Origin of the sequence: Halobaculum magnesiiphilum, assembly GCF_019823105.1 — an archaeon.
In the GTDB taxonomy this organism is placed as follows: Archaea; Halobacteriota; Halobacteria; order Halobacteriales; family Haloferacaceae; genus Halobaculum; species Halobaculum magnesiiphilum.
This window is the reverse complement of sequence record NZ_CP081960.1, coordinates 45,528-60,377: the sequence shown is the minus strand read 5'-3', so window position 1 is coordinate 60,377 and position 14,850 is coordinate 45,528. Positions and strand designations below refer to the sequence as shown.

13 protein-coding genes are annotated in these 14,850 nt (G+C 69.0%); 4 read left to right on the top strand and 9 right to left on the bottom strand.

Going from position 1 to position 14,850, the window contains the following annotated elements; genetic code table 11:
- Nucleotides 1–80 precede the first annotated feature (80 nt).
- Together K6T50_RS16855 and K6T50_RS16850 are read right to left on the bottom strand one after the other, a co-directional pair.
- Entirely contained in the window at nt 81–1,295 is a 1,215-nt protein-coding gene (locus K6T50_RS16855; RefSeq protein WP_222609405.1) for a TIGR04347 family pseudo-SAM/SPASM protein, read from the bottom strand.
- Nucleotides 1,292–1,579, bottom strand: a complete 288-nt coding sequence (locus tag K6T50_RS16850) for an Htur_1727 family rSAM-partnered candidate RiPP (protein ID WP_222609404.1) — start codon at nt 1,577–1,579, stop codon at nt 1,292–1,294. The genes K6T50_RS16855 and K6T50_RS16850 overlap by 4 nt, the downstream gene beginning before the upstream one ends.
- A gap of 101 nt (nt 1,580–1,680) precedes the next feature.
- Here K6T50_RS16850 and K6T50_RS16845 point away from each other — a divergent pair, with 101 nt between their 5' ends.
- Nucleotides 1,681–2,256, top strand: a complete 576-nt coding sequence (locus K6T50_RS16845; RefSeq protein WP_222609403.1) for a halocyanin domain-containing protein — start codon at nt 1,681–1,683, stop codon at nt 2,254–2,256.
- A gap of 36 nt (nt 2,257–2,292) precedes the next feature.
- Complete coding sequence (locus K6T50_RS16840; protein ID WP_222609402.1) at nt 2,293–3,378, top strand: TIGR04053 family radical SAM/SPASM domain-containing protein; 1,086 nt, start codon at nt 2,293–2,295, stop codon at nt 3,376–3,378.
- Nucleotides 3,379–3,404: 26 nt separating this feature from the next.
- On the opposite strand, the gene K6T50_RS16835 is transcribed toward K6T50_RS16840, so the two are convergent.
- The 3 genes from K6T50_RS16835 to K6T50_RS16825 form a co-directional block, all read right to left on the bottom strand.
- Nucleotides 3,405–5,228, bottom strand: coding sequence for a formate/nitrite transporter family protein (locus K6T50_RS16835; RefSeq protein WP_222609401.1), 1,824 nt, complete (start codon nt 5,226–5,228; stop codon nt 3,405–3,407).
- A 197-nt stretch (nt 5,229–5,425) separates the two neighbouring features.
- Nucleotides 5,426–6,760 carry a hemolysin family protein gene (locus K6T50_RS16830; RefSeq protein ID WP_222609400.1) on the bottom strand — a complete coding sequence of 445 codons (1,335 nt, stop codon included), beginning with the start codon at nt 6,758–6,760 and terminating at the stop codon, nt 5,426–5,428.
- Nucleotides 6,761–7,001: 241 nt separating this feature from the next.
- Nucleotides 7,002–8,153: a multicopper oxidase domain-containing protein gene (locus tag K6T50_RS16825; protein ID WP_222609399.1), complete on the bottom strand. Its 1,152-nt coding sequence runs from the start codon at nt 8,151–8,153 to the stop codon at nt 7,002–7,004.
- A 111-nt stretch (nt 8,154–8,264) separates the two neighbouring features.
- On the opposite strand from K6T50_RS16825, the gene K6T50_RS16820 reads away from it, so the two are divergent.
- Together K6T50_RS16820 and K6T50_RS16815 are read left to right on the top strand one after the other, a co-directional pair.
- Entirely contained in the window at nt 8,265–8,651 is a 387-nt protein-coding gene (locus tag K6T50_RS16820; RefSeq protein ID WP_222609398.1) for a winged helix-turn-helix domain-containing protein, read from the top strand.
- Nucleotides 8,648–8,947 carry a DUF7521 family protein gene (locus K6T50_RS16815; RefSeq protein ID WP_225935259.1) on the top strand — a complete coding sequence of 100 codons (300 nt, stop codon included), beginning with the start codon at nt 8,648–8,650 and terminating at the stop codon, nt 8,945–8,947. Before K6T50_RS16820 ends, K6T50_RS16815 begins: the two co-directional genes overlap by 4 nt.
- 103 nt (nt 8,948–9,050) lie before the next feature.
- On the opposite strand, the gene K6T50_RS16810 is transcribed toward K6T50_RS16815, so the two are convergent.
- The 4 genes from K6T50_RS16810 to K6T50_RS16795 form a co-directional block, all read right to left on the bottom strand.
- Nucleotides 9,051–10,151: a TrmB family transcriptional regulator gene (locus K6T50_RS16810; protein ID WP_222609397.1), complete on the bottom strand. Its 1,101-nt coding sequence runs from the start codon at nt 10,149–10,151 to the stop codon at nt 9,051–9,053.
- Between the two features lie 166 nt (nt 10,152–10,317).
- Entirely contained in the window at nt 10,318–10,884 is a 567-nt protein-coding gene (locus tag K6T50_RS16805; RefSeq protein ID WP_222609396.1) for a hypothetical protein, read from the bottom strand.
- Nucleotides 10,885–10,922: 38 nt separating this feature from the next.
- Nucleotides 10,923–12,254, bottom strand: a complete 1,332-nt coding sequence (locus K6T50_RS16800; protein ID WP_222609395.1) for a response regulator — start codon at nt 12,252–12,254, stop codon at nt 10,923–10,925.
- A 120-nt stretch (nt 12,255–12,374) separates the two neighbouring features.
- Nucleotides 12,375–14,777, bottom strand: a complete 2,403-nt coding sequence (locus tag K6T50_RS16795; RefSeq protein ID WP_222609394.1) for an alpha-amylase family glycosyl hydrolase — start codon at nt 14,775–14,777, stop codon at nt 12,375–12,377.
- Between the last annotated feature and the right edge of the window lie 73 nt (nt 14,778–14,850).

The window sequence follows — 14,850 nt, the reverse complement described above, 5'->3', positions numbered from 1 at the left end:
GGAGAACCTGGGCGTTCGGAGACCCTCAACGCCGCCCCGAACACGTTCGACGCGAAGGGACGGCGCGGTCCCGTCGTGTGTCAGTCGCTGGAGAACGCGGGCGACCCGGCTCCGAGCGTGCCGTCGCCCGCGCGCTCGGCGGGAGTGAGGTAACACTGCGGGTCGCGGGCGCCGAACTCTCCCTCGACCGTCAGCGCGCGCAGGCGTGAGGCGCCCCGGCAGATGTCGCTGTACGCGCAGGTTCGACATTCCTCGCCGAGGCTGTCCGGACGGTCGCGAAGCCGACGGAGAAGGGGGTTCGATTCGTCCTCCCAGATGTCGCCGAACGGGCGGTCTCGGACGTTCCCCAGCGAGTACGACTGCCAGAACTGTGTCGCGTGGACGTTACCCTGGTAGTCGATGTCGGCGACGCGCTCGCCCGCCGGATCGCCGCCGTTGGTTCGGAGGTATCGGCGGACGCGCTCGGCGCGCTCGGGACCGAACTCGCGACGGGCGTACTCGACGATGTATGCCGCGTCGCAGTAGTTGCCCACGAGCAGCGTCTCGATCTCCTCGCCGTCCTCGTGATACTCGCGCGTCAGGTCGACGAGGCGCTCGACGGCGTCGCGGCGCGCCTCGGGCGTGATGTCGGCGTCCGGGACCCCGCGACCACCGTACGCGAGGTGGTAGAAACAGAAGCGGTCGACGCCCACGTCGGTGAGCAGGTCGACCACGTCCTCCATGTCGGGGACGGTGTCCTCGGTGACGGTGTAGCGCAGCCCGGTCTTCAGCCCCACGTCGAGACATGCCTCGATGCCGCGGATCGCGGAGTCGAAGGCGCCCTCTTGCCCGCGGAACTCGTCGTTCACCTCGCGGCGGCCGTCCACCGAGATGCCGGCGTACGCGAGGCCGGCGTCGCGGAGTTCGCGGGCGCGCTCGCGAGTGAGCAACGTTCCGTTGGTCGACAACACCGGCCGGATCCCGGCGTCGCTCGCGTGGGCAACGAGTTCGGGGAGGTCCTCTCGAACGAGGGGCTCCCCGCCCGAGAAGAGGACGACCGGGACGCCGTAGTCGGCGAGTTCGTCGAGCATCCCCTTCGCCTCGGCGGTCGAGAACTCTCCGGGGGCGGCGCCGACGTCGGCGCCCGCGTAGCAGTGAGCACACGAGAGGTTGCACCGTTTCGTCCCGTTCCAGACGACGACGGGGCGCTCCTGTTTTCGCTCGCGGATCTGTTCGGCCGTGGAGTCGCCGTCGCCGTACCGGAGCCCGTCCCCCTCGGCGTCGAGATCGTACAGGAGCTTGCTGACGGAGATCACGACTCCACACCCCCGTCGTCGGCTGTCATGTCGGTCGCATCGTATTCGGCCCCGAGGTCGCGGTCGCTGAACCGAGCGACGCGGTCGCTACGTGTCAGCCACAGCGTCGACGCGTCCGGGAACAACGTGCTCGCCTGTTCGTGCGCCACGTCGGAGGAAGCCGCGGTGACGCTGCCGACGTGCCGGAGCGGGTCTGCGGGCGACTCGCGGTGAAACACCTCCCACTCGGGCGCGTCGTCCGCCCGCGCCGCGTCGACCCGCGTTCGCCGGTCGGTGTCTGCCATCGTCGGGAGAACGACGGCCGTACTATACGGCGTTCACGACGACTCCCAGCGAGTGGGAACCAGGGAGAACCGCTTATCAGTCCCCCGTCAACGACGAGGTGATGTCCGACCGATCTCCCGACCGGCGAACGGTACTGCGCGCGACCGGACTCGTGGCCGCTGGCGGACTCACCGGGTTGGCCGGCTGTACGGCCGGAAGCGGAAGTGAAGGTGGAACCGGTGAGGGCGACGGTGCCAACACCGAGGAGCCGACCGCGACGCCGGAACCGAGCGGCGACGGTGGATCCTCCGGCGGCGACGGCGCAGACACCGGCGGCGATTCCGGTTCGGCCGAGTCGTTCGACGGCTGGTTCGACGGCGTCGACAACTACGACGGCGTCGTCGACGAGACGGGAGCCGACGAGGTGACCGTCGAGGTCGGTACGGAGGCCAACGGCGGCTACTACGGATTCGGTCCCGCCGCGGTCAGGGTGTCCACGGGAACGACCGTGGTCTGGGAGTGGACCGGACAGGGGTCGAGCCACAACGTCGCAGCCGAGGATGGCTCCTTCGAGTCCGAGTTGGTCTCCGAGGAGGGACACACGTTCAGTAACACGTTCGACTCCTCCGGGACGATCAAGTACGCCTGTACCCCGCACAAGGCGATGGGGATGAAGGGCGTCGTGGTCGTCGAGTGATCGAGGAGGCCTACCCGCGGAGACCCACTCGCATCCATGTTCGACACGAGCCAGCGCCCGATCGTCCTCGTCTGGGAGGCCTCACGCGCGTGCGATCTGGCCTGTGACCACTGCCGGGCGGAGGCGACACCCGGGCGACATCCCGACGAACTGACGACAGCGGAGGGCAAGCGCCTGCTCGACTCCGCGCGGGAGTTCGGCGACGGGCAGGTGGTCGTCCTCTCGGGCGGCGACCCGCTCAAGCGCGACGACCTCGCGGAGCTGATCGCTCACGGCGACGACATCGGCCTCCGGATGGCGCTCACACCCAGCGGGACCGCGTCGCTGACGCGCGAGCGCATCGCCCGGCTCGCCGACGCCGGCCTCCGACGGGTCGCCCTCAGCATCGACTCGGGCGATCCCGCGGTTCACGACGGCTACCGCGGCGAGCAGGGTGTCTTCGAGGAGACAGTGCGGGCCGCGCGGTGGATCCGCGAGTCGGATCTGGGCCTGCAGGTCAACACGACCGTGTGCGAGCGAACCGTCGACGAACTCCCCGCCGTCCGCGAGCTCGTCGGCGACCTCGACGCGGTGCGCTGGAGCGTGTTCTTCCTCGTTCCGGTCGGCCGGGGTGCGATGCTCGATCCCGTCTCGCCAGAGCGAGCGGACGCGGTCATGGACTGGCTCCACGGCGTCGACGACGACTCGTCGTTCGCGATCAAGACGACTGAGACCCCACAACACACCCGCGTCGGCCTCGAACGGCGCGGCGTCGAGCCGGCCGAGATGGCACCCGGAGTCGGGGCGCCGGCGACCCGGCCGAACGTCCGCGCCGGCGACGGCTTCGCGTTCGTCAACCACGTCGGCGACGTGACGCCCTCGGGCTTCCTACCGGAGCCAGCCGGAAACGTTCGCGAGGACGATCTCGTGGACCTGTACCGGAACGCCGATCTGTTCCAACGGCTGCGTGACCGCGACGCGCTCACCGGGAAGTGCGGCGCCTGCGAATTCCGAGACGTCTGCGGCGGCTCCAGGTCGCGGGCGTACGCGGTCGCCGGCGACCCGCTCGCCTCCGATCCGCTGTGTCCGTACGTCCCGGAGGGATACGACGGCCCGGTGCCCGACCGCGTGGGCGACGCCTGAGTCGTCGCCGGTGGACCGCTCGCGGACTACTTCTCGCGACGGCCTGCCCCGACGAGCCGCTTCAACAACGGCCGGTCCGAGGGTCGTTCCGCCAACAGCAGGGAGGCCTCCACGTCGTCGGCGATGTTCATGTGAAGCGAGTCGGTAACGAGCCGCGAGAGCAGCCCCTGTTCGGTGGCGCCGATGAGGACGAGGGTGTTGTCCTCGGCCGCCCGCTCGATCGAGTCCTCCACGTCGCCGGACTCGTCGACGATGCGGTCGGCGTCCTCCAGATCGTTCTCAGCGGCCCACTCCGCGAGGAACGTCTCGCCGCGCTCGCGGTCCCCGGGACCGTCCGCGACGTGAAGCAGCGATATCTCCGCGTCGAGGGCCTCGCGGAGCCCGCGGGCGACCTCGGCGCTCAACACGGAGTTCGGACCGCCGGCGGTCGGGAGCAGGACGCGAGAGCAGTCGAGTCCGCGGTCCTTGACGACGAGGAAGTCACACGGCAGGCGGTTGGTCAGCTCGTCGATCGGGCGTTCGGCCCGAGCCGAGGCCCAGACTCCGTCGTCCGCCCAGCCCATCATCACCAGGTCGGGACGGGTGCGGTTCGCGCGGTCGAAGACGTCCTCGAAGGATCGGTGCGTGACGAGCGTCGAGGTCTCCAGGTCGGCCTCGTAGCGTTCGCCGAGGTCGCGCACGTCCCCGAGCAGCTTGCTCGACTCGGCGGTGATCCGGTCGTGATCGGCTCGACGTTTGCCGTGGCTTGGTCCGGATGGGATCTGCACCATGTGGACCACGTGGACGACGCCCTTCTCCCGGGTCGACGCGAGCGCACAGGCCATCTCGACCAGCCGGGACTCGGTTCGGGGATTGGTGATCGGAACGAGGATCCGGAAGGAATCGGGGTCGCGGACGAACTCCTCGACCGTGTCGAACAGCGGCACGTACGAGCGCCCGGCGAGGCTCCCGAGCAGCGACTCGCGGATCGATAGCCTGCGGACGTTCTCGAAGCGCGCCGTCTCCAGGCGCTCCTCGGTCGTCTGGTAGTAGTTGACGATCGTGACCAGCACGACCCCGCCGACGGTGTTGCCGACCAACACCGGGATCACGAAGTCGGTCATCGCCAACAGGAACCCCAGGTCGCCGACGAGCATGAGGTAGACCGCCTCGGTGAACGAGACGACGCTGTGATTGAGGTTCCCCAGCGGGATGGTGAGAAACGCGAGGTAGACGACGACCAGCCGGGAGATGGTGTCCTGTGCGGCGAAGTTCATCCAGACGACGCCCGCGACGATCAGCCCGGCGAATCCTCCCCTGAAGAACAGTTCCCAATTGGTGGTCTCGTACACGCCCGTCGCCGCCAGATCCGCGGCCACTGCCGCCGCTTCAGGGGAGAACACGCCGCCGTACGCCAGCACGATGGCGCCGATCGCACCGCCGGTGAAGTTCCCGAGCGCGACGATCGTCCAGTGGCGCAACAGCGACGGCACCGACGCCAGACGCTCCAGCGTCAACGCGACCGGGGGGAGGGTGTTCTCGGTGTACAGCTGGTAGCCGCCGATGATGATGTAGATGAAGCCGATCGGGTACAGCATCGCCGCGACGACGCTACTGTCCGTCTGCGGATACATCGAGGCGTACACCAACAGCGTGATCGTGATCGCGAACCCGCCGGCCAGCGCAGCGAAGAACAACTCGCGGGCACCGGACGTGATCTCGTGGTCCGCGTCGGCGACGATCCGCTGGAACACCTCGTCCGAGGAGAAGCGGTCCGGAACGACCGATCCCGACTCCGGAACGCCGTTGTCCGTGTGATCGTGCCCGTCATCGCCGGACGCTGGCGACGAGCCGTCGTGCGGATCAGCCATTGTTTCTACCAGCGACACCGGAACAATGAATCTTGGTTTCGTCCACTGACTCGTGACGGGGACACGCGGGCAGCATCGTGGGGCCAACTGCGTGATCCGATGGTCGCGACCCCCGCTGTGACCGCGACGGATGGAGCGCGTCCGCCGGTCAGCTGGTGAGGACGGCGACCGCGACGCTCACGTGGGGGCCTCCACCGTCACTCCCCTCCCTCCGCTGGCGACGACGTCGAGCGGATCGTGACCGTTTCGATCCGGCTGTCGTCCATCGCGGTGACCTCGACGACGTGGCCGTCCACGTCGAGCGAGTCACCCATCTCCGGCACCCTGTCCAGTCGATCGAGCACCAGCCCGGCGAGCGTCTCGAACTCGTCGGTGTGGAACGACGTGCCGAGGGCGTCGTTAACCGTTCGGAGCGGAACGCCGCCGTCGATCTCATAGCCGCCGTCGGCGCGACGGCGGATCGACGCCTCCCGCTCGTCGGTGTCGAACTCGTCGCGGATGTCGCCGACGACCGCCTCGACGACGTCCTCGACGGTCGCGATCCCCTCGAGGCTCCCCCACTCGTCGACGACCGCAGCCATCTGCTGGCGTTCGTCACGGAACTGCAGCAGGAGGTCGTCGATCGGCATCGTCTCCGGAACGACGAGCACGTCGCGTGCGATATCGGCGGCGGTGGTGTCGGCCGCCGTCTCCGATTCCCCTGCGCGAAGGACATCCTTGAGGTCGACGAAGCCGACGATCTGGTCGGCGTCGTCGGCGTCGACGACGGGATACCGGGTGTGCTCGGCCGAGAGTGCCGTCGACCTGATCGCCGACAGCGTCGCGTCGGCGGGAACGGCGACCACGTCGGGACGCGGCACCATCACCTCCCTGACGACGGTGTCGTCGAGGTCGAACACCCGCTCTATCATCTCGACCTCGCGGGCGTCGACGTTGCCCTCGTCGCCCGCCCGCGACAACACCATCCGGATCTCGCGTTCCTCCAGCGTCTCGTCCGTCTCGGAGGCCGGCGGGATCCCGATCAGACTGGTGAAGGCGTTCGCCGTCCCGTTGAACACGACGAGACCCGGATAGAACACGTAGTAGAACAGCTTCAGCGGCGGCGCGACGAGCAGGGCGATCCGCTCGGCGCGGGCGATCGCGATCGTCTTCGGCGCGAGTTCGCCGAAGACGACGTGCAGGAAGGTGATGAAGCCGAACCCGAGCGCGAACGATACGAGATGGAGGATGTCCGGCGGAAGCACCGGCCCCAGCGCCGGCTCGAGGAGCGACGCCACCGCGGGCTCGCCGGCCCATCCGAGCCCGAGCGAGGCGAGGGTGATCCCGAGCTGTGTCACCGCGAGGTAGTCGTCGAGCGACCCCATCGCACCCTGAAGCGTCTCCGCACCGGGACGGCCCTCGTCGACGAGCTGATCGACGGAGGTGGACCGTACGCGGACGAGGGCGAACTCCGCGGCGACGAAGAAGCCGTTCAACACCACGAGCACCAGCGCCACCAGGAGACGTCCGGCGGCGAAGACGACGTCTACCATGCGCCACCTCGGTTACGTGGGGGACCCTGCGTACCCGCGAGGGCGGGCGAACGAATCGACATACGATCACACCGCCGGCGGGGTACTTAATTACCAGACCGCACGGGACGGGTTGTCGGACGGAAACGGGAGCCCGAGCGCGAAGCGTGGGTGGGGGCGCGAAATCGGTGCGCGGAGGCGAGAACAGATCGAGGAGCGATCGCGAGGGCGGGACGCCCCCTCCGAGGGCGACGACGGGGCGTCAGCCCTCGTAGCCGGCGTACTCCATCAGTTGCGCGAAGATGTCGGTGTCCATCGCCTCCTCGTAGACGATCCCCGTGAGCATCCCGCCGGGGTAGCTCGTGCCGTTCATCACGTGGTTCACCTTGTGGCAGTGCATGAGGTAGATCCCCGGGTCGGCGTCGGCGGTGAACTCGATGGTGTGGCGTTCGGCGGGCGCGATGTCGGTGATGTCCATCTCGTGGCGTGCGGCCTCGGGGATCGTGCCGCCGTCCTTCTCGACGAGTTGGAACCGGTGGTTGTGGATGTGCAGCGGGTGATTCATGTATCCGCCGTTGACGTAGTGAACGCGGACGGTGTCCCCCTGCGAGACGATCATCGGCGATCCGTCCTCGGGGTGGAGGGTCCGCGGCGCCGACTTGCCGTTGATCGTGAACACGTCCGGGTGGCGATCACGGGGCGAATAGCTCACGTCCTCGCCGGCCATCATCCGGTTGAGATCCGAGTCCCAGTCCTTCACCGTCATGAAGTACTCGCGGTCGGCCGGCTCGTACCCCTCGGGGTCGACCCGGAAGATGCCGTACATCCCCATGTCGATGTGCCGGTGGGTCTGGTAGTGGCAGTGATACACGTGCGTGCCGGGCACGTTCGCGGGGATCTCGTACTCGTGGGTCTCTCCCGGGTTGACCGTGATACCGGTTGTCGTCGGGACGCCGTCGTTCTCCCACGACTTGCTCGTGCCGTGGAAGTGGAGCGTGTGGGGACGTTTCCCGTCGGTGTTGTCGAGGACGACCGTCATGTCCTCTCCCTCGGTGGTCCGGAGGATCGGCCCCGGGACGGAGGGGTCTCGGTCGTCGGCCTGGAACGCCCACACCTGCGGGAACTCGACGGGGCCGCCCATCGCCTCGCCGGGGTGAACCTCGTGACGCGCCGGAAGCGTCTTCATCCTCACCGTCCCGCCCTGCTCGTCGACGTTGACGACCTCCGGGGGCGAGGTGGTCGGAAGCTCCGAGTCGGTCTGCGGTGACGCCTCGTCGGTCCCGACCGCCGTCCGTCCGCTCGCGGCGGTCGGCGCGTTACAGCCCGCGAACGCCGCCGTCGCGCCGGTCGCGCCGGTGGCAGCCAGGAACTCGCGTCGACTCATCTCGGATCCGGGAGCGCCGATCTGCGTCATACACGAACACGTTGGGGGCACACCGGATTAGGGGGAGACGCTGGTTCCCAGCAGCTGGGATCCGGTCCCGCAACCGGGAATCCTAAGAGGTGAACACCGAAACCACCATCTATGGTGCGCGATACCCGGCCGGGGGCCGACCCCGAACCCGACCTCCAGCCGGTACTCGACGCGCTCGACGACCCGGACTGCCGGACCATCATCGAACACCTGGACGAACCGCTGACGGCAGGAGAGGTGTCCGAGGAGTGTGATATTCCCATGTCGACGACATACAGAAAGCTCGACCTACTCTCGGAGGCACAGCTGTTGGCCGAGAGCGTGGAGGTCCGTCAGGACGGCCACCACGCGACCCGCTACCGAACGGACTTCGAGGAGGTGATCGTCGCGCTGACCGAGGAACGGTCCCTCGACGTCGAGATCGAACGGCCGGCGGAGGACGCCGCCGATCGCCTCGCGAGCATGTGGGGCGAGGTCCGCAAGGGGGCCGACCGATGAGCCACCTCACCATCGCCATCGCGGCGGCCAAGACCCTGACGTTCGTCTTCGGCGCGACGATCACGTACCTCTCGTGGACCGCCTACCGCCGAACGCGGGCGGCCGCCCTCCGCTCGCTTGCGGTGGGATTCGCGATCGTCACCGCCGGGAGCGTGCTGGGTGGCGGGGTCGATCTCATCGGCGACCTGCTTCCGATCGCCGGGTCCGAGCCGGTCATCCTCTACGGGGTGTTGGTTCAGAGCGTTCTCACCATGATCGGGTTCGGCTTCATCACGTACTCGCTGTACCGGGAATGAGACACGACCGGCGCGCGGACGCGCCGACGCCATCGGCTACCGAAGCGATCCTCGGTCCGCAGGGTTCGGTCCCGGAGGGACCGTCGACGCGACGGAACGCGCGTTACGCCGTCGGTGTCGTCAACTCGACCTCGTCGGCCTCGATGTCCTCGACGAATGCCCCCTTTCCGCCGACCGTGACTTGCTCGTCGTCGAGGGCCAGCGTCAGCGTGTGCTGGACGGGGAACTCGTTGTTCGCCGGCTCGACGAGCCCCTGTCTGACCTCGACGACCTCGCCGGTCACCTCGACCGACTCGCCGGTGTCGGTTCGTCGACCGGAGACGTGCGCGGCGACCGCGTCGGCGGAGCGACGATGCAGCTCGGCCTGCAATACCGCGTGCCTGAAGTTCTCGTACGTCGCCGGCAGCGGCGCCGGATCCGCCAGCAGCGCCTCGGAGGCGGCCGGCCAGTAGTTCCCGATGAACGAGCCGACGATGACCGGGCCGAGCTGCTGTTGGGAGAAGACGATCGCCTGCGTCCCGCTGTTCGTGCGCGCGACCATCTCCGCGGGGGCGACGACGCCCGTCCGTCCGTCGACGGTGAGCATCGACGGCATCGGCTGCCCCCATGTTCGTGCGGCGCTGGCGACGCCGGCGTACCGCTCCTCGAACCCGGCGACCGGTTCGTCGACTCCGGTGAGCAACAGGAGGACGAGCACGCCGCGGTCAACGGCGTCGCGAAGCTCGTCGGCGACCTCGTCGAGCCGGTCCAGCGGGAACGACAGCGTCACCTCCTCGGTCGCGTCCTCGATCGCCCGTCGGATCCGCTTGACGACCGTGACGCGGGATTTCACAACCTCGAACGGCTCGGTCGCCGCCTCGGCGCGAGAGAACCTCGCCTCCAGCGCGGGTCGCATCGACTGGGCGTCGTTGGCGAGTCTGTCGACGACCTCGCCCGGCGGGTTCGCACGGATCGTCGTCGGCGTGACGTGGTCGTTGACGGTGACGAACCCGCGCGCCGCCAGCTCCTCGCTCGCGCTGTACACGTACCGCTTGGAGACGCCGGCCGCCTCGGCGACGGTGCTGGCTTTGGCCTCGCCGTGTTCGAGGAGGGTCAGATACGTGTCGACCTCCTTGTCCGAGAGGCCGAACCGCTTCAACAGCTCCTCCACGTCGACGTCGCCGGCCGCGGCGGCGTCAGGAGGGTCGCCCGGGCCCGTGGTCATGACTCACACAGGCCGGCGGGGGACCGTATAGCTCCCGGTCTGTGTCCCGGTTGCGTCCGGGAGTCGACCGTTCCACTGTCGCCGGTTTGAGCCAGTGTTCGTCACCGGTCGCGACTTCGGTGACACTCCCTGAAGCGGACACCGAGCTACCCGGCACCCTGCCGGATCACTCCTCGTCGCGACCGGTAGCGACCTCGACGAGCGTCTCCCGTTCCTCGAAGTACGCGGGCGCGTCGCGTTCAGCCTCGAAGGAGATCACCCGCGAGACCGCCTCGTCGGGGTCCGCCTCGCCCGACTCCAATTGGGCGATCAGGTCGTCGGCGATCTCGAGGTAGTCGGCCGACAGCTCCTGAAACAGCCGCATCCGTGACTCGGTCGCCTCGACCATCGCTTGCTTGCGCTGCAGGTCCGCCTCGGCGTCGGCGAGGGCGGCGACCTCCTGATCCGGCGGATCGACCGAGGTCGCCGTTTCCGTCGACTCCGGCGCATTTACGTCGCCGGCGTCGTGCTCGCTCGCATCGAGATCGTCCCGGAGGGCGGCGATCCCCTCGTCGATCTCGTCGATGCGCTCGGACGCCTCCTCGGCCATCGTCTCGACGCGCCCCGCGAGCAACCCCGCCTGGACGCGGCAGTACTCGACGAGCTCCTCGACCGTTCGGTCCGACTCGTCCGCGCGCCCGTCGGCGCCGTCGCCGTCGGTTCCTCCGGGGTCCCCGCCGTCCGCGTCGTGCATGCGAAGGGGTTCGGCCCCACGGGGAAAAGTGGGTTCGATCAGTCGTCGGGCTCGGGTTGCACGCGGTCCTCCTGAAGCGTCCGGTACGTCGACAACCGCCCGAACCGAGTCCCGTCGGAGCCGACGACCGGCGCGGTGAAGCAGTCGATCGTTCGGCCGTCGTTCGTCTCGATCCGGGCGCGTGTGGTCGTGTCTGACCCGGCGCGGAACTGGTCCGCGGGGTTCCACTCGCCGTCCGTGGTCTCGGTTTCTGCGCGTGTCCGCCGCAGTACCGCGGCGGCGTCGCCGGCCTCGACGACCGAGTCGTCGATCCCCCAGATGTCGAGGAAGCGGCTGTTGTGGGAGATCACCTCCCCGTCAGGGTCGACCACGAGGATCCCGTACGGGACGGCCTCGTGGTTCGCCGCGAGCAACGAACGTTGGTACTCGATCTCCTCGCGGTCGCGACGCCGTTCCCGGTTGCGGTGCGCCCGGTGGATCTGGTCGGCGAGGTTGCCCGCGAACTGGATCTCGTCGTCAGCCCACTCACGGGCCTCGTCGGCCGATTCGTGACACAGTACCCCGATCACCTCCCCCTGTGATCTGAGCGTCGCATCGAGCAGCGCGGCGACGTCGTGGTCGTCGAGGTAGCCCTCGGCGAAGTCGAACGTCCGCGGGTCCGCCGCCGGCTCGTCGGCGTCGATCAGCCGGTGCTGTTCGAGCGCGTCGAAGTACGCCGGATACGCCTCCCGCGTGATCTCGGCCCCCCGCGAGTGTTCGTCGCGGTCGGGGTCGTAGTTGTCGACGCAGACGAGCCGGTCGTCATCGTGGCGGATCCACACGTTCACCCGGGCAACGTTGAGCACGTCGGCGGCGATCTCGGTGATACGCTCGACAGCGGCGTCGAAGTCCCCGCCGATGATCGTCTCGTCGGTGGCGAGGTCGCCGAGGACCGCACGCTGTCGGCGTCTCCGTTCGCGACGGCGCTCGGCGCGCCGCTCCGCACGGTACTTCTCCGCGAGGGTGATCGCCCGGTTGGCGAGCAGCTCGTAGCGTTCGGTTCCGGGCCGCTTCTGGAGGTAGTCGCTTGCCTCGTTCGAGATCGCCTCGCTCGCGATCGTCTCGCTTCCCTTCCCGGTGAACAGGACGAACGGGAGGTCCGGGTGTTCCCTGCGGACCGCCCGGAGGAACTCGATCCCGTCCGTCCCCGGCATGTCGTAGTCGGAGACGACACAGTCGAAGTCGGACTCACGGAGCAGGTCGATGCCCTCGTCCGCGTCCGTCACGGTGGTTACGTCGAGGAGTTCGCTCACACGTCGAAGAAACGTCGCCGTGAGGTCCGCGAACGCCGAGTCGTCGTCCACGTACAACAGTCGAACCGACCCGGTCATCCCGTTTCCATACGAGGTGGGGAAAATAATAGTATCGGGCAGCCATCCCTCTACCCCGTCGCCGCCGCGGTTTCCGTTCGCTATCCGGAGGAACGGGGTCCGCGAGGTCGGCGCCCGGATTCAACGGAGCCGGCAGACGACCGCGTCGTCGACGCGGACGGCGTGCGTCCCGTCGGTGTCGGCCTCGTCCGTGTCGCGTTTGTTACCTGGGTCCCCCGGGTCGACGCCGACGGAGGAACCGTGGTCGGCGGCGACACCCACGTCGTCGCCGCCGAGCAGGTCGGTCGGGTCGACCGACCCCGCGAGGTCGACGGTTACGGGATCGGCGCCGAAGTTGAGCACGACCGCCAGCCGTTCGCCATCCGATTCTCGGGCGTACGCCGTAACCGCGTCCGCGCCGGCGGCTCCGCCCCCGCCGGCGTCGTCCCCGCCGACGATCCCGAGCCCGCCGCCGCTGCCCGGACCCCCGGAGCCGTCGCCGGCGCGAACCTCGTAGTCGAGCCGGGTCACGATCCCCTCGCGGAGCGCGTCGTGCTCGCGGCGGGCGGCCGACAGCCGCCGGTGGTAGTCGGTGAGTTCGGTGTCGCCGTCGTGCCACGCCATCTCCCCGCGGTAGTCGGTCATGCCCCGCTCCTGACCGTAGTACACCATCGGCGCGCCGGGGAGCGTGAACGTCGCCGCGGCGGCCGCCCGCAGCGCGTCGGTCCCGCACTCGGCGCGGTAGCGGTCCTCGTCGTGGTTCTCGACGTAGCGCATCTGCACCGCCGAGCGCGGGAACCCCTGCACGGCCGAGGCGTCGACGGCGTCGAGCACGGCGTCCGCGTCGAGGTCACCCGAACCGACGCCCCGGAGCGCCTCGTAGAGCGTCGTGTCGTAGTGCATGTGGAACTCCGCCTCGTGCATGAACGGGTCGCGGGGGATCGTCTCGTCGAGCAGGAGGAACTCGGGGTCGCGTCGGCGGAGTCGCTCGGCGGCCTCCTTCCAGAAGCCGTGCGGCACGCCCCAAGCCACGTCACAGCGGAAGCCGTCGACAACGTCGGCCCACTCGTCGATCACCGATAGCATCCACGTGCGCACGGTCGGCGAGTCGTAGTTCACGTCGGGGATGCGCACCCAGTTGAACCGGAACGACGGGGTTCCCTCGCCCGCCCACTCGACGTCAGAGGGGTTCTCCGCGGCCGGTCGTCGGGGATAGTGGTCCGCGAACGCGTCGACGCCCGCCGAATGAAGCTGGAACGCCGGGTGGTCCCTCGAGGTGTGATTGATCACCAGGTCGAACACGACCCGGATGCCGTGGTCGTGGCACGTCTCCACCAGCGACTCGAACTCCTCGCGCGTGCCGAGGTCGTCGGCCGTGCGCGAAAAGTCGGTGATGTGGTAACCGTGGGTCGTCGGGCTCTGAAGCACCGGCGTGAGCCACAACACGTCGGCGTGCAGCGAGTCGATGTACGGCACGCGTCGCTCGATCTCCCGGAACGTCGTGTCGGGCGTCTCGCCGGCGAACGACCGGACGAACACCTCGTAGATCGTCGGCGACTCCGCCCACGCGGGTGGGTCGTTCGGGCGGGTAACGGTTCCCGTGTCGGCCCCGTCGGATGGGGAGTTCGCCCCGGAGAGTTCGACGGTGTCCATCACGCCGTACCGGTCCGCCACGGGGACGGCATGGACGCGTGCCACGCCGTCGCCGGGGAGGGCCGACCGGTCGACGCGAAGCGTGTCGCCGTCGATCGCGACCGCCTCGTGGTCGGCCGAGAGGTCGTCGCGGCCGTCGAACAGCCACTCGACGGCCGGTTCCTCGCCCGCCGGCGTCGACTCGGGGTCCAGCCCCGCGGGCGCCGCCTTCGCGTCCGCCGAGACGACGACCGCGGGCCCGTCGGCCGCGTCGTTCTCGACCATCGCGTCGAGGTGGAGTCGAGGGCGGCCGGGCCCGGGGACGACGTGTTCGCCCATTACGCCGTCGGCGAGGCGGTCATCGAGCGCGAACGAGTAGATGTGCTCGCCTGGCGGGAGACGCACATCTAGAGCCAGGAACTCGCCGTCGTCGTACGGTCGGATCCCGGCGACGGTCCAGTCGTTGAACGGCCCGGCCACGGAGACCCGGTCGGGAGTCACCCGCGCCGTCGGCGCGTCGAAGTCCCCCTTCGCGACGCGCAGCGTCGCGTCGGCGCGCTCGTCGGGGTACGCCCGAACCGTCTGTTCGTGAACCGCGTCGGGAGCGGTCAACTCGACGCGGTACGTGCCGGGGGAGTCGGGGGTGAAGTGGACGACGGCGCCGTCGCCCAACGATACGTCGCTGTCCTCGGGTGCGTCGACGACGCGCCACGTGAAGCGGCCGCGGCCGTCGGTTCCGGTCGCCGCGCCGTCGGGACCCACGTCGACGACGGCGTCGAGGTTCCGGGGGGCGAGTTCGATCGACTCGCCCACGCTGGTCGCGCGCGGCGGTCCGGGGTGGTGCGTCGGGTCGTCGGGGTCCGCGATCGGCCGGTCACGCTCCCGTGCGTCGGCGTTCGTGCGGTCGGTCATGGGCGAGTTCGCTTCCCCGGGGCGCATGAGCGTTCCGGATTAGTGAACGAATGAAATACGATTACAACAAGAA

Excerpts from the sequence above, each read along its gene's own strand:
- K6T50_RS16850 (WP_222609404.1), bottom strand. The coding sequence starts at position 1,579 with ATGGCAGACACCGACCGGCGAACGCGGGTCGACGCGGCGCGGGCGGAC.
- K6T50_RS16845 (WP_222609403.1), top strand. The coding sequence starts at position 1,681 with ATGTCCGACCGATCTCCCGACCGGCGAACGGTACTGCGCGCGACCGGA.
- K6T50_RS16840 (WP_222609402.1), top strand. The coding sequence starts at position 2,293 with ATGTTCGACACGAGCCAGCGCCCGATCGTCCTCGTCTGGGAGGCCTCA.
- K6T50_RS16835 (WP_222609401.1), bottom strand. The coding sequence starts at position 5,228 with ATGGCTGATCCGCACGACGGCTCGTCGCCAGCGTCCGGCGATGACGGG.
- K6T50_RS16830 (WP_222609400.1), bottom strand. The coding sequence starts at position 6,760 with ATGGTAGACGTCGTCTTCGCCGCCGGACGTCTCCTGGTGGCGCTGGTG.
- K6T50_RS16825 (WP_222609399.1), bottom strand. The coding sequence starts at position 8,153 with ATGACGCAGATCGGCGCTCCCGGATCCGAGATGAGTCGACGCGAGTTC.
- K6T50_RS16820 (WP_222609398.1), top strand. The coding sequence starts at position 8,265 with ATGGTGCGCGATACCCGGCCGGGGGCCGACCCCGAACCCGACCTCCAG.
- K6T50_RS16815 (WP_225935259.1), top strand. The coding sequence starts at position 8,648 with ATGAGCCACCTCACCATCGCCATCGCGGCGGCCAAGACCCTGACGTTC.
- K6T50_RS16810 (WP_222609397.1), bottom strand. The coding sequence starts at position 10,151 with ATGACCACGGGCCCGGGCGACCCTCCTGACGCCGCCGCGGCCGGCGAC.
- K6T50_RS16805 (WP_222609396.1), bottom strand. The coding sequence starts at position 10,884 with ATGCACGACGCGGACGGCGGGGACCCCGGAGGAACCGACGGCGACGGC.
- K6T50_RS16800 (WP_222609395.1), bottom strand. The coding sequence starts at position 12,254 with ATGACCGGGTCGGTTCGACTGTTGTACGTGGACGACGACTCGGCGTTC.
- K6T50_RS16795 (WP_222609394.1), bottom strand. The coding sequence starts at position 14,777 with ATGACCGACCGCACGAACGCCGACGCACGGGAGCGTGACCGGCCGATC.